General features: G+C 36.5%; 17 protein-coding genes and 1 pseudogene. 13 read left to right on the top strand and 5 right to left on the bottom strand.

Going from position 1 to position 18,469, the window contains the following annotated elements:
• Positions 1-115: 115 nt before the first annotated feature.
• The 5 genes from CEF19_RS02745 (at position 116) to htpG (ending at position 6,429) form a co-directional block, all read left to right on the top strand.
• Positions 116-1,183 carry a GerAB/ArcD/ProY family transporter gene (locus CEF19_RS02745; protein ID WP_100404666.1) on the top strand — a complete coding sequence of 356 codons (1,068 nt, stop codon included), beginning with the start codon at positions 116-118 and terminating at the stop codon, positions 1,181-1,183.
• A gap of 166 nt (positions 1,184-1,349) precedes the next feature.
• A complete protein-coding gene (locus CEF19_RS02740; protein WP_100404665.1) occupies positions 1,350-2,396 on the top strand; it encodes a Delta(5) desaturase DesA in 1,047 nt (348 codons plus the stop codon).
• 208 nt (positions 2,397-2,604) lie between these two features.
• Entirely contained in the window at positions 2,605-3,744 is a 1,140-nt protein-coding gene (locus tag CEF19_RS02735) for a sensor histidine kinase (RefSeq protein ID WP_100404664.1), read from the top strand.
• Positions 3,741-4,340, top strand: a complete 600-nt coding sequence (locus tag CEF19_RS02730; protein WP_100404663.1) for a response regulator transcription factor — start codon at positions 3,741-3,743, stop codon at positions 4,338-4,340. Before CEF19_RS02735 ends, CEF19_RS02730 begins: the two co-directional genes overlap by 4 nt.
• Positions 4,341-4,551: 211 nt before the next feature.
• Entirely contained in the window at positions 4,552-6,429 is a 1,878-nt protein-coding gene (gene htpG / locus CEF19_RS02725) for a molecular chaperone HtpG (RefSeq protein ID WP_100404662.1), read from the top strand.
• Between the two features lie 216 nt (positions 6,430-6,645).
• Here the strand turns inward: htpG and CEF19_RS02720 are convergent, their stop codons facing one another.
• The gene (locus CEF19_RS02720) at positions 6,646-6,936 is read right to left on the bottom strand and encodes a DUF3055 domain-containing protein (protein WP_100404661.1); all 291 of its coding nucleotides are present in this window, start codon (positions 6,934-6,936) and stop codon (positions 6,646-6,648) included.
• A gap of 163 nt (positions 6,937-7,099) precedes the next feature.
• On the opposite strand from CEF19_RS02720, the gene CEF19_RS24175 reads away from it, so the two are divergent.
• Positions 7,100-7,393, top strand: a complete 294-nt coding sequence (locus tag CEF19_RS24175) for a DUF2500 family protein (RefSeq protein ID WP_100404660.1) — start codon at positions 7,100-7,102, stop codon at positions 7,391-7,393.
• Positions 7,394-7,542: 149 nt separating this feature from the next.
• On the opposite strand, the gene CEF19_RS02710 is transcribed toward CEF19_RS24175, so the two are convergent.
• Both CEF19_RS02710 and CEF19_RS02705 read right to left on the bottom strand, forming a co-directional pair.
• A complete protein-coding gene (locus CEF19_RS02710; protein ID WP_100404659.1) occupies positions 7,543-7,737 on the bottom strand; it encodes an alpha/beta-type small acid-soluble spore protein in 195 nt (64 codons plus the stop codon).
• Between the two features lie 86 nt (positions 7,738-7,823).
• Positions 7,824-8,189, bottom strand: a complete 366-nt coding sequence (locus tag CEF19_RS02705; protein WP_100404658.1) for a hypothetical protein — start codon at positions 8,187-8,189, stop codon at positions 7,824-7,826.
• Here CEF19_RS02705 and CEF19_RS02700 point away from each other — a divergent pair.
• Positions 8,180-8,473 carry a hypothetical protein gene (locus tag CEF19_RS02700; RefSeq protein ID WP_157800866.1) on the top strand — a complete coding sequence of 98 codons (294 nt, stop codon included), beginning with the start codon at positions 8,180-8,182 and terminating at the stop codon, positions 8,471-8,473. The genes CEF19_RS02705 and CEF19_RS02700 overlap by 10 nt on opposite strands.
• 46 nt (positions 8,474-8,519) lie before the next feature.
• On the opposite strand, the gene CEF19_RS02695 is transcribed toward CEF19_RS02700, so the two are convergent.
• Entirely contained in the window at positions 8,520-10,364 is a 1,845-nt protein-coding gene (locus tag CEF19_RS02695; protein WP_100404656.1) for a DNA ligase D, read from the bottom strand.
• A gap of 118 nt (positions 10,365-10,482) precedes the next feature.
• On the opposite strand from CEF19_RS02695, the gene ku reads away from it, so the two are divergent.
• From ku to CEF19_RS02680, 4 genes and pseudogenes are all read left to right on the top strand, one after another.
• On the top strand, positions 10,483-11,340 hold the full coding sequence (gene ku, locus CEF19_RS02690; protein ID WP_100404655.1) for a non-homologous end joining protein Ku: 858 nt from the start codon (positions 10,483-10,485) through the stop codon (positions 11,338-11,340).
• A 14-nt stretch (positions 11,341-11,354) separates the two neighbouring features.
• The gene (locus CEF19_RS23030) at positions 11,355-11,495 is read left to right on the top strand and encodes a hypothetical protein (protein WP_157800865.1); all 141 of its coding nucleotides are present in this window, start codon (positions 11,355-11,357) and stop codon (positions 11,493-11,495) included.
• A gap of 207 nt (positions 11,496-11,702) precedes the next feature.
• Complete coding sequence (locus CEF19_RS02685) at positions 11,703-12,164, top strand: NUDIX hydrolase (protein ID WP_100404654.1); 462 nt, start codon at positions 11,703-11,705, stop codon at positions 12,162-12,164.
• Positions 12,165-12,430: 266 nt separating this feature from the next.
• Positions 12,431-12,640: pseudogene (locus tag CEF19_RS02680) on the top strand (PTS mannitol transporter subunit IIBC); the annotation flags it as partial.
• A gap of 154 nt (positions 12,641-12,794) precedes the next feature.
• On the opposite strand, the gene CEF19_RS02675 reads toward CEF19_RS02680, so the two are convergent.
• Entirely contained in the window at positions 12,795-13,544 is a 750-nt protein-coding gene (locus tag CEF19_RS02675) for a PRC-barrel domain-containing protein (RefSeq protein WP_100404653.1), read from the bottom strand.
• 398 nt (positions 13,545-13,942) lie between these two features.
• On the opposite strand from CEF19_RS02675, the gene nirB reads away from it, so the two are divergent.
• Both nirB and nasC read left to right on the top strand, forming a co-directional pair.
• Entirely contained in the window at positions 13,943-16,318 is a 2,376-nt protein-coding gene (nirB, locus tag CEF19_RS02670; RefSeq protein WP_100404652.1) for a nitrite reductase large subunit NirB, read from the top strand.
• Entirely contained in the window at positions 16,315-18,462 is a 2,148-nt protein-coding gene (gene nasC / locus CEF19_RS02665) for an assimilatory nitrate reductase catalytic subunit NasC (protein WP_100404651.1), read from the top strand. Before nirB ends, nasC begins: the two co-directional genes overlap by 4 nt.
• Positions 18,463-18,469 lie beyond the last annotated feature (7 nt).

Here is an 18,469-nt window from a genome sequence, read left to right as displayed (position 1 = left end):
TCTCAAGTATTACTGCTGCGGTTGCTATATTTCTACAATATGGGGATATATTGAGCGGATATATCGAATTTTTATCGAGTACATTTGCAATATTTACGAATAGGGTGGTTGGAAGATGAAAGTTCAAATTTCACAAAGACAACTTGGTTTTTTAGCTGCAAATTCGATTATTGCAAGCAGTCTAGTTGTTCTTCCCCAGTCAATAGTTGACTTATCTCTTCAAAATGCCTGGACTGTCCCGTTCTTTTTGTTTATTTATATTGTAATTATCGTCAAATTTTCCTTATTCGGCATAAATAAACTGCGAACATTTCATATGCAACCTAGGGGTATGAAAACAAAGGTTTTTGCTCTATTGATGGTAATTTTCATTTCGCATATTTTAATACGAGACCTTAGAATCTTAAGTGGTTTTATAGGCACAACCCTTCTCCCATTAACGCCTTCATTTGTTGTAACGATGTTAATAATCGGTTGCAGTTTATATATGGCATGGGCGGGTATAGAAGTAATTGCAAGATTTAATGAATTAACCTTTTTAATATTTATCTGCGTTGTTTTGTTTATCCCCCTTTCCTTAGTAGGTGAGATGGATATAGAGAATTTCGAACCAGTACTGGGACTAAAGGTTATACCTTCTATCTTACAATCAACATATATTGGTCTTGCGTGGGTAGGTGAGTTAATTATTGTCTTATTAATTATCGGAACAATACACCCTCTTAAAAGTGCTAAAAAAACACTAATTTGGGGCGGAGGGCTCGGGCTTGGTATGTTTTTTATTCTTCTATTTACACAAATTGCTGTACTAGGAGCTGAAATCGTTAGGTATTCGAGCTACCCTACATACTCTCTTGTTCAACAAATTCGTTTAACCGAATTCTTGGATCGGCTTGATTTTGTCCTAGTATCATTATATTTCCCAACAATTTTTGCTAAATTTGCTTTATTATTTTATGGTTTAAATCGATCCATGAATCTGCTGATTAAAGCTGAGAATAAGATAACGTTGATTCCCTTAGCTCTTCTAGTAGGAATATTATCAATCACTTTATTGGAAAATAAAAGTTTATTGTATGAATTCCAAATAGATACGTGGGCTACACTTGGATTGATACTTGAAGTTCTTATTGTTTTTACGATGTTCTTCATGATTAGAGAAAACTTAAAAAAACAGTTATAATTATGTAATTCCATCCAATACTAACTATTGGATGGAGATGGAATTGGACATGACATTTGTCATACCCATCACTTGACGTTCATGACTTTAAAAGTTGTACCGTTTCTTTTATGATAATCATAGTAACAAACAGACTAAAGAAAATTTCACTTCAAAGGAGAACGTTATGAGTAAACAAAAGCTAGCTCAATTAAAAAAAGCTGTAGCCCCTTTTGAGAAATCCGATAATAAATCTAGTGTAAAACAAATGATAAATACTTTTATACCCTTTTTCATTCTTTGGTTTCTTGCCTATCAAAGCTTGTCTATTTCGTATGTATTAACATTTGCTTTAGCAGTTGTTGCTGCGGGGTTTGTGGTACGGATTTTCATCATTTTCCATGATTGTTGTCACCAGTCCTTCTTTAAAAGTAAAAAAGCAAACGCGATTCTCGGGACGATTACCGGAGTTATTACAATGTTTCCTTATGAAAAGTGGAAACGCGAGCATTCCATTCACCATGCAACGAGTAGTAATTTAGATAAACGTGGCACAGGTGACGTTTGGATAATGACCGTTCAGGAATATGTCAATGCTTCTTTTAAGGAGAAAATATTATACCGTCTTTACCGAAATCCAATTGTGATGTTTGGGTTAGGGCCGCTTTATCTTTTCTTAATTACAAATCGCTTGAACCGGAAAGATGCAAGAAGAAAAGAACGGCTGAATATGTATCTAATAAATTTTTTAATAGTTGCTGTTTATGCGATATTAACGATGACTATCGGTTGGAAAGCTCTTCTTTTGATTCAGGCGCCAATCTCATTTGTAGCAGGTTCCCTAGGAATTTGGTTGTTTTATGTTCAACATCAATTTGAGGATTCCTATTTTGAAGATGAAACAGAGTGGGATTATGTTAAAGCTGCTGTTGATGGAAGTTCGTACTATAAACTTCCCAAGGTATTGCAATGGGTGACAGGGAATATTGGTTACCACCATGTTCATCACTTAAGTCCAAGAGTTCCTAACTATAACCTTGAAAAAGCTCACGACTCAACACCACCGTTGCAGCAAGCAACAACGATAACGATTGGTTCAAGTTTGCAATCAATTCACTTCCGTTTATATGATGAGAAACAAAAGACTTTCATTAGCTTTAAAGAAGTGAAACGTCGTCAAGCAAAGTATGGTATGAAACTGGAGAAACAAGAACCAAATTTCCAAGTCAAATAATAAGCCTGAAAAAGGTGAAAATCAACCTTTAAACCATCTTCGAGGAAGCGGCAAGGCTCCGCACGTTGCGGGCCTAGGCTAAAAAGATAGCAACAGCTGCACTCATTACTTAGAGGGCACTGAAAAAGGTAAAACCAACCTTTTTCAGTGCCCTCTCTGAATTGCAGGTTTTTTTTTGAGTGAATGTTTAATTGTAAAGGAGGTTGTTATGCAAAGCTGGTATAATATTTTCCCGAAAAATGCAGGACTCAGTATATACGTGTGGATCATCTTCTGTATTCTACCATTCTATTTTATTTTTAAGTCATCAACGCTGTTTGAAATTATTCTTGGTTTTCTAATGATTTTGCTCTTTTTTATTGCGTATCGACTTTCTTTTATTTCAAAAGGATGGCTTCTTTACTTTTGGGTAGGCTTACAAATTGTGATAAGTGTTACAATGACCCTGATGTATGGTTTTGTGTATTTTGCTTTGTTTTTAGCCTTTTTCATTGGGAATATTCAGCGTAAGCTAGGTTTCTTTATGTTGTATGGGGTACATCTTCTAACAACTATTGTAGGGGTAAGTGTTAGTTTTTATATTAAAAGCGAATTGTTTTTCACTCAATTTCCATTCATTGTGATTTCGGTTATTGGCGTGATTTTAATGCCTTTTAACACGTATAATCGAATTAAACGTGAGAAACTTGAAGACCAATTAGAAGACGCAAATCTTAGAATTTCGCAGTTAATGATTAATGAGGAACGTCAGCGAATAGCTCGTGATTTACATGATACCTTAGGGCAAAAGCTTTCTCTTATTGGCTTGAAAAGTGATTTAGCCGGAAAATTAATTACTGTAAATCCGGAATCAGCCAAAAGTGAAATGATAGATGTTCAGCAGACGGCAAGAACTGCACTTAAAGAAGTTCGTGAATTAGTATCTAACATGCGGGGGACAAAACTAGATGAGGAACTCGTTCACATTGAACAAATATTAAAAGCAGCGCAAATTGATTTAGTTCTAGAAGGTAACAAAGAATTGACAAACACTCCGTTGTTAGTTGAAAACGTTGTAAGCATGTGTTTGAAAGAGGCTGTCACGAATGTAGTAAAGCACAGCCGGGCGTCATCCTGCAATGTCCTAATTAAAGATACTCCGAAAGAACTTCAAGTAAAGGTACAAGATGATGGAGTAGGGATTAAGGAACGAACCGATATTTTTAAGGGCAATGGTCTAAGAGGTATGAGAGAGCGTCTAGAATTTGTTAATGGAAGTTTAGATATTGTAACAGTCAATGGAACAACGATAGTAGATATTCGAGTGCCTAATGTCATTTTGCAAACGAAAGAGGAGGAATTGCTTTGATTCGAATCATGATAGCTGAGGATCAACGACTATTACTTGGAGCGCTTGCGTCTTTACTTGATTTAGAAGAGGATATGGAGGTTGTCGGCAAGGCTAGAAATGGCGAGGAGGCTATAGCTCTGGTCAAGGAGCATAATCCTGATATTTGTATTATGGATATTGAAATGCCAATAATGAGTGGTCTAGATGTTGCTGAACAAATAATGGATCATCCCTGTAAAGTAATAATCTTAACTACATTCGCTCGGGCCGGCTATTTTGAACGTGCTCGAAAAGCCAATGTGAACGGTTATCTTTTAAAAGATAGCCCTAGTGAAGATTTAGCCAGCTCTATTCGAACTATCATGGATGGGCGTCGTATTTATGCTCCAGAGTTGGTGGATATTGCTTACGGAGAAGAAAATCCATTAACAGACCGTGAGAAGCAAGTTATTGAGCTAATAGCTGATGGGAAAAACACGAAAGAAATTGCTGACGAGCTTTATATCACAACAGGTACGGTTCGTAATTATATTTCCGTTATTCTTGATAAACTGGATGTTAGTAACCGAATTGAAGCGATTTCTAGGTTTAAGGAAAAAGGTTGGTTTAAATAGTATTCCTACTGAAAAAGAAATTCACCTTTCTTGTTTGGAAAGATGCTAGTCAGGTAGTTACCTAATATTACAATTTTTAAAATATTGACAAATTAAAGTTCTATATGGTAAATAAGAATTAGCACTCGGATAGAAGGAGTGCTAATAGAGAATATTATAGTTAATTTTCTCTATATTTTACGAGCTTCCAAAAAGGAAAGGGGATATTTGAATGACAAAAAAGCAGTTTAAAGCGGAATCGAAACGATTACTAGAAATGATGATTAATTCGATTTATACGCAAAAAGAAATCTTTATAAGAGAGTTAATTTCAAATGCTAGTGATGCAATTGATAAGATTTACTACAAAGCATTAACTGATGAAAATTTAAGTTTCGAAAAGGAAAATTATTACATAAAGGTATCTGCTGACAAAGACAGCCGTGTGTTAACAATTTCTGATACTGGAATTGGGATGACCAAGGACGATCTTGAAACGAACCTTGGAACCATTGCAAAAAGTGGGTCTTTTGCATTTAAAAATGAGAATGAATTAAAAGATGGTCATGATATTATCGGTCAGTTTGGGGTAGGATTTTACTCAGCATTTATGGTTGCAGATGTTGTAGGAGTTACTAGTAAAGCACTTGGTAGTGAGAATGCGTATAAATGGGAATCTAATGGAACAGATGGATATACCGTTATTGAAGTTGAAAAAGATGCAATCGGTACAGAGATTACTTTAAAAATTAAAGAAAATACAGAAGATGAAAATTTCGATGAATATCTCGAAACGCATCGTTTAAAAGCAATTATTAAGAAGTATTCTGATTTCATTCGCTATCCAATAAAAATGGATGTAAAAGGTCAAAGACCGAAAGCAGATAGTGAAAATGAGCTAGAAGAATATCATGAAGAACAAACAATTAATAGCATGGTCCCTATATGGAGAAAAAATAAAAATGAGCTAACCACAGAAGATTACGAAACATTTTATGCAGATAAGCATTATGGATTTGATAAGCCGTTGAAGCATATTCATCTTAGTGTCGATGGGGCGGTAAGGTATAATGCAATTTTATATATTCCAGAAAAAATTCCATTTGATTTTTACTCTAAGGAATACGAAAAAGGATTAGAGCTATATTCTAGTGGGGTCTTAATCATGAATAAATGCTCTGATTTACTTCCAGATTACTTTAGTTTTGTTAAAGGTTTAGTCGATTCAGAGGATTTGTCTTTAAATATTTCTCGAGAGATGCTCCAACACGATAGACAGTTAAAACTTATTGCCAAAAACATCAAAAATAAAATTAAAAGCCAGCTACAAAGTTTGCTGAAAGACGAACGTGAGAAATATGAAGAGTTTTACAAGTCATTCGGCAGACAGTTAAAGTATGGCATTTACAGTGATTTTGGCAGTAATAAAGAAGTGTTACAGGATTTAATCATGTTCTATTCTTCGACTAAAAAGGAAATGGTCACATTAGAAGAATACGTGTCAAGGATGCCAGAAGAGCAAAAGTTCATTTATTATGCATCTGGGGAATCATACGAACGCATTGAGAAGCTTCCACAAATTGAAGCAGTATCCGAAAAGGGATTTGAAATTTTATATTTTACAGAAGATATTGATGAATTTGCAACTAAGATGTTAATGTCATACAAAGAAAAAGAATTTAAATCAGTCTCGAGTGGAGATTTAGGCATTGAATCTTCTGAAACGGAAGAGTCGGTTTCGGAAGAACAAGATAACAAAGAGCTCTTTGATTATATGAAGACTATCTTATCTACGAAAGTAAAGGATGTCCGAATTTCAAAACGTTTAAAGAGTCATCCGGTATGTTTAGCAACAGATGGCGAAGTTACAATTGAAATGGAAAAAATCCTCAAGTCGATGCCAGATAACCAGAACGTTCAAGCTGATAAAGTTTTGGAGATTAATAGCAATCATGAAGTATTTTCCACGTTGAAGGTAGCATTTGCTACTGATAAAGAGAAGGTTAGTCTTTACACGAATCTTTTGTACAATCAGGCTTTGTTGATTGAAGGGTTACCAATTCAAGACCCGGTAGAATTTACGAACGATATGTGCAAAATTATGGTGTAAACGAGGGCGCTGGTACAATTTTCACGGCCACTAAAAAAGTCCCTTTTAGCAGGTTCGAGGAAGAAGCAATGGCTCGACACGTTGCGCGCCTGCTAACCAAAGCAACGGTTACGGTCTTGCTTAAAGTCCTTTTTCAATGGCTTCGTAATTTAGTAGAGGGTGTCCAAAAATGGACACCCTCTTTCTTTCTACGATGTATTGGTGAAGTAATTCAAACTAATATTGATTTTCAAAGGGTAAGTTAGAAATTTGATAACGAAGGAAATTTGCTATTTCAGCTGCTTCTTGTGGAGTTCTTAGTTTAAACACACTCTGAACCATATCGATATCATCCAAATCACTATGGTCAAATAATGCAGATGTCCCTGATTGTATACAGAGTATCATCGTTTTACCAAAAAATTGATTTGTGTAAATAAGCGCGAGGTCATACCTAAAGTCATTAGTGACAAAGCCAACGTGGTGAACTTTCGTATCTTCTGTAGTTTGGTAGAGGTAGTCAAACATATTATCACTCCTTTACTCAATTTTTTAACGTGGTAAAAAATTCGAAAAAAGGTGAAATACTACGTTTCCATTTTACCAAATATTCCGTCATTTGCCTATCTCTGAAACCAAACGTTGTTTTTTGGCGGATTGTTTAGTAGAAGGGGGGAGTGTATGGGTTTTGATGTTTACATTAATGAGTACTATTTTGCCGATTTTTTTTCTTATTGTTTTAGGCATTGTTATATTTAATTTTATGCAGGGAATAAAGCAATGGAACCATAATAACAAGCAACCTCTCCTAACCGTACGTTCAAAGGTTGTTACCAAACGGGAGCTGTGTCTAGACTTAATCATCAATACCAGGGAAAGGGAAATCATCATACGACGAGTAGCGATTATTTTCGACATTATGAGGTTGAAAGTGGGATCGTCTAGAGCTTACACTAAGCTAAAAAGATTTTGGGATAATAGCTGAAGGGGATGTTGGCACTTTATCGTTCCGGGGTACGCGATTTATAGGGTTTAAACGAGTAAGTTCTAGAAGGTAGTGGTTTAGGTTTGTAAGTACCGAAACTCTCCTTTTTAAGTAAAAGGGACCAAGTTGCCTTGATCCCTGAAAAATCTTTATTCACCGCGTCCACCAATCTGTTGTTCGGCCATTTGAACGAGGCGCTTTGTAATCTCTCCCCCAACTGAACCATTTGAGCGAGAAGTATCATTTGCTTCAAGTCGAACGCCAAATTCTTGCGCAATTTCATATTTCATTTGGTCTAGAGCTTGTTCGATTCCAGGAACAATTAATTTATTTGTACTTGGCATTTATGTTCACCTCACTTTTATATGTTGTATTCCTAGTATGTGTGTGTCTCGATAGCTTATTCATTTGTATAAAGGTAAGTTCTACGTCAACTGGCAAGGTATTGAAGTAAATTTTTTGGTAGCGGGATATCCTGTGCGAGGAGATGAATCCCCTCATAGCTTTTATATGAAAATACTATTTGCTCTTTTGTACGTATTGATACTTCAAGGATTTGTTGATTTTGTTTTCCTTTGGTTTCAAGAATAAGTGTTAATGATTCAAAATTAATCTCATACGTATTAAAAGTTAACGCTAGTAATTCTCTTTCTGTTTTGATTGTTGATTTATGATTTGTAATTAATGGAACAAGTTCTTTTAAATGGATGTTTTTTGAATTAAGAGTAAACAAGTCTGCTACGTCCTTGCTGACATGATTAATAATGGACTTTAGTTGGTTGAGTAATGGATTCATCAGAACACTCCCTTTATAATAAAAAAGGAGATGGTCGACGTTTGGGCGACCATCTCCTTACCATTTCACCTAATCAAATCTTGTTCCACCAAACATGGGGTCGTAACGATTTTTGTATTTTGGAAGCACCTCATTTTGCAATCATGTTAAAAACAATCTTGGTAAATCTGAGAATGGTTCAATACAAACACCTCATTAAAGGTACAATCGGACTTCCTTTGATATATGTGAACATCAACTTTGATGGTGCATGGATTTCAGGAGGAAAACAGCCTCTGCCGTAAACCTCATTAGTATCATAACCAGCAAGCAAAAAGACTATGCAAAAAATCATTGAGGAATTAACTCATTTAATTGTTCTAATACTGCGGCAAATGTTTCAAGACTCGCAGATTGACGAAAGGAGCGAAAGGGATTCCCAATACTTTTGGAGCGTTCTAGAACAACGTCTAATGTAAATAATTGTGGTGATAGGGTATCATTTACCTCCTCCCATAATAGAGGGGTCGCAATAAGACCGTTTTCATTTCCACGAGGAGAATAAGGGGCTATAATCGTTTTTCCTTTATCATGTTGTATAAAATCTAAATACAATCTGTTCGCACGATTCTTTTTCAAGCGTTCCACTGTAAACCAATCTGGAAGTTGCTCACATAAAAAAGTGCAAATAAATTGTGTGAATACTCTTGTCTCCGCATAAGAAAACTTGTTTTCCGGTAACGGGATATAAACTTGAAGGCCTTTTCCACCAGATGTTTTCACAAATGAAGAAAGCTGAAATTGGTCGAATATAGCCTTCATTCGAACAGCTGCCTCTACAGCTAATGAAAACTCTTTAGTGGAAGGAGGATCAAGGTCAAAGACAATTTCAGTTGGGTTTTGGGTGTGAATGGTCTGAAAGGGAATATGAAACTCAAGGGCGAGCTGATTACCAAGCCACATTAGCGTCTCAATATCATTACAAAGGATATAGTCAATATCGTCAATCTTCACGCTCTTAACAAAATTAGGTGCATAATCGGGACGGTTTTTCTGGTAAAAACGCTCCTCACTAAGTAACCCGTGTGGAAAGCGAATTACTGTTAACAGTCGGTCTTTTAAAAAGGGCATGAGATGAGGAGCTATCTTTTGAAGATATAGTAAATAATCATCTTTATCAACTCTACTTTTGGGCCATAAAGGTTTGTCAGGGTGTGTGATGTCTATCTTCTCTGGGAAAGGGAAAAGTTGTCGTTGCATCACCTTCCATGTGCATAAATCTGGATCTCCATTAAATGCAAATGCATGGAATCTTGGCTCTCTCAAATGTTTACCATCAAAATCAATACAAGCAATGTCTATACAAATTGAAGGTGGTAATCCCCATATGTTTCTTCCTGTTTTGTTACCATTTTCTTTAAATAATGAAATAAGCGTTCCCTTCTCTTCCTCTGTTAGCCCATGCTGAAAAATAACAATTTCAAGTAAAGTTTCTCCTCTATAAATGGCACCATGAAAGTAACCGTTTTCTTGGTCGTATTTAGTAAGAAGAACTGTTACAACCCGCCAGTTTTTAACCTTAATCCACTCTGTTGTTCGCTGACCAGGATTCCATGTGCTAGTAGCCTTTTTTGCAATAATCCCTTCACCGTTGTATTTTTTTACTGAATCCCAGACCTCAGTGCTACTTAGATTGGAATGAATCAGTTGGAGGTTTTGAAGATTGAGGTAGTTGATAGGTATCTGTAATTCTAGTTGGTGAAAAAGGTCTTTTAGGCCATCTTTACGTTTGGAAAGTGGCGTGTTAGTAACAACTTTTCCCTTCTGACGTAACAAATCAAAGACAACTAACTGGCAAGGAAATTGCTCAGACTGTATTTGGATCATCGTCTTTTTCCTCATTCTTCCTCTTCTTTGAACAATATTAAAGTCACTTTGATAATCATTTACTAAATGTACGATTTCTCCGTCGAGTGTAAGTGGTAGCAATTGAGTAATACGGTCAGCAATCGTATCACAAAATCCAATGATTTCCGGGAACTGATCATTTAACATTTTTCCGTTTCTGCTCAGTAACTTAGGAGTGCTGTTCTTCTCCCAGTCAAGTATGCAGCGGAAGCCATCATACTTGACTTCATAAATCCAACCTTTTAACATCGGGGTTTCAACAGCAGAAGTAAGCAGCATCGGTTTCATGGATTTGTCCTCCTTTTTAAACCTTTATAATAGGTAGGTTTTTCAATTTTTTTTGACTCATACATAAACTTAGTGAAATGTTTGCACATTAAGAAAAAGACTATAGAGAAGGTGAAGCATGCATACGGTATGGAAGGGAAGCATTAGTTTTGGTTTAGTCAATATTCCAATTAAACTACACACCGCAACTGAAGATAAAGACATTAAATTAAGACAACTTCATAAAGATTGTCATACACCAATAAGCTATCACAAGGTATGTCCTGGCTGTGATGAAGAAGTGAAGCCAGAAGATATTGTTAAAGCGTATGAATATGTTAAAGGGAAATTTGTAATTTTGGATGCTGAAGATTTGGAGAAATTAAAAAAGGAAAACGAGGAGAAATCTGTTGAAATTATTGATTTTGTTAAACTCGAGGAAATAGATCCGATTTATTTTGAAAAAAGTTATTTTATGGCACCTGACAATGGCGGAGGGAAAGCTTATTCTCTTTTAAGAAAAGCCCTAGTGGAATCAGGAAAAATTGGAATTGCTAAGATTATCATTCGATCGAAGGAACAGCTGGCGGTTGTCCGTGTTTATCAAGAAACACTGTTAATGGAAACTATTCATTTTCCCGATGAAGTTCGAAATGTCCAAGAGGTTCCAAATATACCAACCGAACTAGTAGTGGTCCAAAAAGAGCTTGATACAGCGTTAATGCTAGTTGAACAATTAACAACAACCTTTGAACCAGAAAAGTATCATGACGAATACCGTACGGCGCTTATGGAATTAATTGAGGAGAAAAAGGCTGGAGCTAAGACAGTAACGGCAACAGAAAAACAACCGGCTGCCGCATCAAATGTGACAGACTTAATGTCTGCCCTTCAAGCATCACTTGATAAAACAAAAAAGAAAAAACCAACAACTAGAAAAAAGGCAGCTGTGAAAGATGCACCAAAAACGACGACTAGAACGAGAAAGAATGCATAAAGGAGAGAGAGATCATGGAGAGACATAAGAATTCGATTGAAATCAATGACCTAGAAAAAGCAAAAAAGGCAAACGTTACTCATGCTCGAGAAGATAAACCTCTAACGGATACGTGGGAACGTGCACTGGAAAAAGATATCTACGAAGAACAATAGTTTAGCATGGAACAGGAAATTCCCTCAATCATGTAGAATGTCTTCAAAGAGTTGTAATAGCTCCGATCGTCGACCGTCCACTATAAGAAACCAAATCATAGTGGCTTATAACTAAACGACGTCTTAACTCATTGCTGAAAGGCCACTGAAAAAAGGTGAAAACCGACCTTTTTCAGTGGCCTCAGTTAAACAAGGGGGCATTTTCATTTGGACTATATTCAAATGTTACGTCATCAAGTTGGACACCAGCCATTAATCTTAACAGCAGCGTCAGTCATGATTCACGACAAAGAAGGGCGTATTCTTCTCCAACATCGCACGGATACGAATAACTGGGGATTGCCGGGGGGATTCATGGAGCCTGGAGAGACCATCGAAGAAACGGCAAAGAGAGAAATAAAGGAGGAAACAGGTTTAACAATAGATACTCTAATTTTCTTTCATGTTTTCTCTGGGAAAAAATTTTATTTTGAGTATCCGAATGGAGATAAAGTATATAACGTCATCGTATCATTTACAGCACCTGAACCTGAAGGGAACATAATAAAGAATGAAGAGAGTTATGAGTTAGTTTATTTTACCCTTGATGAACTTCCAAAAAATATCATCCCGACGACAAGACGTATGCTAGATTTTTATTTAGAAAAGAAGAACAGTACTAATAGCTAAAGAAACACTAGTATAAAGAACTAGTGTTTTCTTTGATTTTTAGAAAACAAAAAAATTGAATGCTTGGGTGTATGAAGAAACCAGCAATTCAAAAATGACAACAATCATTTTGCCAAAACAACCTTTAGATTCAATTGTAACTGACGTGTAACCGTTTTATTATCAAGATAAGAACTAAATTATTTACAAGAAGGGAGTTAAAAAACATGGCTAACAATGCAGCATTCTAAGTCAAAATTCAAAGGTTTGGAAGTCTTTTAAGTGGTATGATTATGCCAAATATTGGGGCATTTATTGCTTGGGGACTTATTACTGCATTATTTATTGAGACGCGTTGGCTTCCAAATGAAAATTTAGCGAGTTTAGTTGGACCAATGATCACGTATTTGTTACCATTATTAATTGAATTTACGGGTGGACGGATTATCTATGATTTGCGTGGTGGTGTCATCGTTGGCGCGGAACTTCCGATGTTTTAACTAAAAAGATTTTCAACAATATGAAAATCTCTAAAGAGGCGAGTGACTCTAAAGCATAAAAGAATATGGCAATGGATCGATTCGCTACATTGCTTAGGGGGTGTGTCATAAGGTCAAAACCGACCTTATGACACACCCCCTCTTATTAAAATTATCGCGTTATTCCTTTATAGTAATCTTCCAGTGAAGGTTCTATTTCATTAAATGATATAGCTGGCTCGGATCTAGGAGCCTTCTCTATCATTTCTTTTTCAATCGTCACAGATAAAGTTTTATCCAGTGTATTAACTTCTTTTATCGATTCGGTAGGTACAAGAACATGACTAAAATCAAAATATCCTCCTACATCGATTTCAAGATAAGGCATAAACCAATTATTTTGGTCAACGATAAAATCGGAAACCTTCCCAACGATACCGTTTTTCGCATGCACCTCAAAGCCCCTTATATCATCTATTGAAACGAGATTGGTTTCTTGGTCTTTTTCAAGTTCACTTTTATTTTCTTTTGTTGTATCATTTAGTCTTGATAAAAAAACGGCTCCAAGTGCTGGTTGTCTTGCTGTGTAGGTATTCGTTGCTCCTGCAAAATAGGACCAACCATAGTAATGGTTTAGTTCACGTTCAAATCCAATCGTTGGTCCATGTTCTCCAGGTTTTGGACTGTTCTTAATTTGTTCTTTCGTTGCATTTACAGAGATATAGTTTTCTATGATGTTAATTTCTTTAAAAGACTCAGGATGAAGAAGTACTTTACCTCCGAAAAACCACGTACGCGTATCACCAACAACATATTTAATTTCAAAAGAATTTGGTGAGAAGTAAAAATCATCTATCTTTCCCAATTCTCCGTCCGTTGCTTTCATAGAATACGATTCTAAGCTTTTCGTTTTTAATTTCATGTTCCTTCTCTCCTTATAATAAGACTTATACTTCCTTTTCCCATTTAGACGAAATGCAAACAAGTTTTATTAATAGATTTTTCACGGTTAGAGGAGGTGATAATTGATATTGATATCACTCCTCGTAGATATACTACTTTTTGATGGTTCCAATCTTTACATAACCTATATTTGAATTGTCGATTTAAGTAAGAACACCTTACGAAGAAAATTGGTTTAAGATTAAAAAAGCTTGATAACACAAAGAAAAAGATGAATAAGTGGAATTTAATTTGTATGTTAAAGAATGTGACATACATCATTTTTTTTGAAAAAGCTTATGTCATAATTGAAACCAATAACGATGTTACATGATGTGTAAGGTTCATCATGAACTTCAAATTGCTTGGAGGTTTACGATGAAAAAACAACAGTTAATTATTATCGGAAACGGTATGGCAGGGGCCCGTTGTGCTGAAGAGATTATAAAAAACAGTCCTGACTTGTTTGAAATTACAATTTTCGGCAGTGAACCACATGTCAGTTATAATCGAATCTTACTTTCCTCTGTATTACAAGGAAGTACAACATTAGAGGACATCGTCATCAATAATAGAGAATGGTATTCTGAGAATCACATAAATCTTTGTTCAAATGAATCAGTTATGAGCATTAATCGAATAGATAAAACGGTATTAACAGATAAAGGGCATACAGTGGGTTATGATAAATTAATTATGGCGACAGGATCAAATCCATTTATCATTCCACTTCCAGGAAGTGATAAAGAAGGTGTGTTAGCTTTTCGCACAATTGAAGACTGTGAAACGTTGATTGATGCATCTAAAAATTATAAAAAAGCAGTTGTGATTGGTGGAGGTTTATTAGGGTTAGAGGCTGCCCGAGGGTTACTAAATCTAGGAATGGAAGTTAATGTCGTTCATATAGTTGAAACGTTAATGGAAAGACAATTGGATTATACTGCTTCTAAAATGCTTCAAAAAGAGCTTGAGAAACAAGGGATGAAATTCCTTCTAGAGAAGTCAACCGAAAAATTATATGGTGGCGATAGAGTAGAAGGTCTTCGTTTTAAGGACGGAACAGAAGTAGAAGCTGATTTAGTCATTATGGCTGTAGGGGTACGTCCAAATATAAAGTTAGCAGTTGATTGTGAATTAGAAACAAACCGGGCTATTGTCGTAAATGATTATATGCAAACGAGCGATCCAGATATTTATGCTGTGGGGGAATGTGTTGAACACAAAGGTGTCGTCTATGGACTGGTGAAACCACTATATGAACAAGGAAAAGAATTAGCCAAGCATATTTGTGAGATTAGTAGTCAGGGATATCAAGGTTCCATCCTTGCAACACAATTAAAAATTTCAGGTGTTGATGTATTTTCGGTCGGTCAATTTAAGGAAGACGAAACGACGCAAAGTCTAAATCTATATGATGGATTAGAAGGTACTTATAAAAAAATAGTATTCCGAGATGGGCAGGCGATCGGAGCGGTTTTATTTGGTGATACGCGTGCAGGAACGAAATTGATTGAGTTGATTAGTAAGCAAGCAAAGGCAGAGATCGTCAAGGAGCTTGTCATAAATCAAGCGTCAACTGAAGAAAACCAAGTGGCATCTATGGCTTTAGGGGATATGGTCTGTAATTGTAATAGTGTCTCAAAGGGGAAGATTATTGAAGCTGTTCAAAGAGACGGTCTAACAACGGTTGAGGAAGTAAAACAATGTACGAGGGCTTCGGGGTCTTGTGGAAGCTGCAAGCCGATGGTGACCGATTTGCTTGCCTATATTGAAAGTGATGAGTTTGATGAAGAAATTACTGCCGCCCCACTTTGTTCTTGTACAACAATCCCAGAAAATCAAATAGTCGAGGAAATGCAGCTACAACATCTAACAACGGTTGAAGAGGTTCGTGCAACGTTAGGATGGAACGATTTAAATGGTTGTTCAGTATGCTCTGCCGCATTAACCTATTATTTAAGTATGATTTACACGGGTACCGATTATTATCTAGAACCTTTAGTTGAATTGTACAAAAATGCGACGGCTCAAACAGATGGTTCTTATACAATATTTCCTCAAATGAATGGGGGAGCAACTTCATCGGAGCAGTTACGTAAAGTTGCGGATGTTATTGATACCTATGAAATACCTTACGTGACGTTAACGAAAAGACAGAGAATGAGTTTAATGGGTGTCAAAAAAGATATTTTGCGTGGAGTTATGAGAGATTTGGAGATCGAGTTAACGCCTAGGCATGATCATGCGGTGCATAATGTTCGCACGAGTATTAGTCATACTAGCTCACTAATAGAAAATAAGCAGGCGATTGAGTTATCAATTGGATTGGATGAACGAGTTTCTTCATTAAATACGCCTCAAGATGTTCGTGTAAGTGTATCCGTTTCAAAGGATGATCATGCCGATATTAAAACAAAGGATATTGGTTTTATAAAAATGGATCGTGGATGGGAAATTTACGTAGGGGGAGAGAGTGGTCGTACAGGTAGAGATGGACTTCTTTTAACTGTTGCGAATGAAAATGAGGAAGCATTGTCAATTATCTGTGGGTTAATCCAATACTACCGAGAAACCGCTAATTACCTAGAAACTACAAGACATTGGATAGACAGAATGAACATTGTGCATATAAGAGAAGTGTTATTCGATATTGAATTATGTGAAGAGTTACTAGAAAGAATGAAACTCGATAGGCTAAAACACAAAAAAAAACTCGAGAAAATAGAAACTAGCAAAAAGGGTGTGACACCGTGACGGATTTGTTACTTAAATATTTTCGTACAAAACAGCAGGAAGTACAATCTGAAAAGACTTACGATACACAGTGTCCTTATTGCAGTATGCAATGTAAAATGCAGTTGATAGAACAATCAGTGGTGACACGAAAAAAATATAAATCAGTTGGTAGAGACAATCCGACATCCGAAGGGCGTTTATGTGTAAAAGGTCTAAATGCCCATCAACATGTTTTTCATCGGGATCGTATAAAGTTTCCAATGAAAAAAGTCGATGGGAAGTTTGTCCGTACAACCTGGAAAGAAGCGATGGAATTAATTAAGAAGAATTTTACTGCTATTCAAGAAAAGCATGGACATGATGCACTTTCATGTTACGGGGGAGCGCAACTCACAAACGAAGAAGCGTATTTGTTTGGTAAATTTGCTAGAGTTGCTCTAAAAACAAAATATATTGATTACAATGGTCGCTTCTGCATGTCGGCAGCAGCTACAGCAGCAAATGTTGCGTTTGGTGTTGATAGAGGCCTAACGACACGATTAACTGAAATTCCAAAGGCGCAGGTTATTATTTTAGCGGGTACAAATATAGCTGAATGTCAGCCAACTATTATGCCTTACTTTGAGAGAGCAAAAGAAAACGGTGCTTTCATTATCGCAATTGACCCTAGAGAAACCGGGACAACAAAAATCGCTGATTTACATTTACAAGTGAAGCCAGGCACTGATGCTGCATTAGTAAATGGGTTATTGAAGGTCATACTTGATGAAGGGTACATTGATGAGAAGTTTATTGAGCAACGCACGAATGGTTATGATGAATTAATTAACCATGTGGCGACGTTAACTCTCGAGGAAATTGAAGAACAAACAGGTGTAACAGTCGAAGACATTAAGAAAGCTGCATCAGCCTTTGGTCAAAAAGAAACAGGAATGATTTTTACCGCTCGTGGGGTTGAACAGCAAGTCGATGGGTATATGGCCGTTCGCAACTTTCTTAATATGATTATGCTGACGGGAAAAATCGGGAAGCCGGGCTGTGGTTACGGCGCGATAACTGGGCAAGGGAATGGACAAGGTGGACGTGAACATGGTCAAAAAGCGGATCAGCTTCCAGGCTATCGCTCCATTGAAAATCCAGAGCACCGTGCCTATATTTCTGAAGTATGGGGCATTGATGAAAATGAACTTCCACGTAAAGGTGTTTCAGCGTACGAGATGATGGAAAAAGTTAGTGAGGGAGAGATTCGCGGGATGGTTCTAATGGCTTCGAACCCAATTGTTTCGAATCCTAACGCGACCTTTGTCAAGAACGCCTTAGAAAAATTAGATTTTCTTGTAACAATTGATATGTTTGTTTCAGAAACAGCACAGCTAGCTGATTTAATTTTACCGACATCTTCATATCTAGAAAACGAAGGGACATTCACTAACTTAGAAGGGCGAGTGACTTTACGTGAAGCTTCTAAGGAATGTCCGGGAGAAGTAAAGCACGATTGGCAAATTCTCTGTGAAATCGCAGCGACTCTTGGAAAAGAAAAGTACTTTACGTATTCAAGCTCAGAGGACATTTTTAATGAGCTTAGAATTGCAAGTAAAGGTGGAATAGCTGATTATTTTGGAATTACGTATGACCGAATTAGGAAAAAGGAAGGCATGTTTTGGCCTTGCCCTTCTCTGGACCATGATGGGACGGAAATAATGTTTGAAGAATCTTTTGCCCACCAAGATCAAAAGGGAATCATGATTCCTGTCCCAAATGTATCGGAAGTAAAAAAAGAAAAAGTTAGTGAACAATACCCACTTTATTTAACAACAGGTAGAGTTGTAGCTCATTATCTCACAGGTGTGTTAACGAGAAAAAGCCCTGCATTAGCAGCAAGGAACGTTGAATCTCATATTCAGCTTCATCCGGAAACTGCACAAATATATGGAATTTCTGATAATGAATTAGTATCGATTGAATCAGAGCGTGGGAAAATTGTTGTTAGAAGTCAGATTTCTACTGAAATTCGAAGAGATACCGTGTTTGTTCCCTTTCACTGGGCCGATTCACAAAATGTTAACTGTCTTGTCCCAAAAGACTTGGATCCGACATGTCGCATGCCTGGGTTTAAAGTGACTACTGTAAATATTACACCGATGGTTGAGATGGTTAATTGATATAGTT

The organism is Bacillus solitudinis (genome assembly GCF_002797395.1).
Taxonomy (GTDB): Bacteria; Bacillota; Bacilli; order Bacillales; family Bacillaceae_D; genus Halalkalibacter_A; species Halalkalibacter_A solitudinis.
The sequence above is the reverse complement of the archived record's forward strand: the minus strand, read 5'-3'. Positions and strand labels throughout refer to the sequence as shown.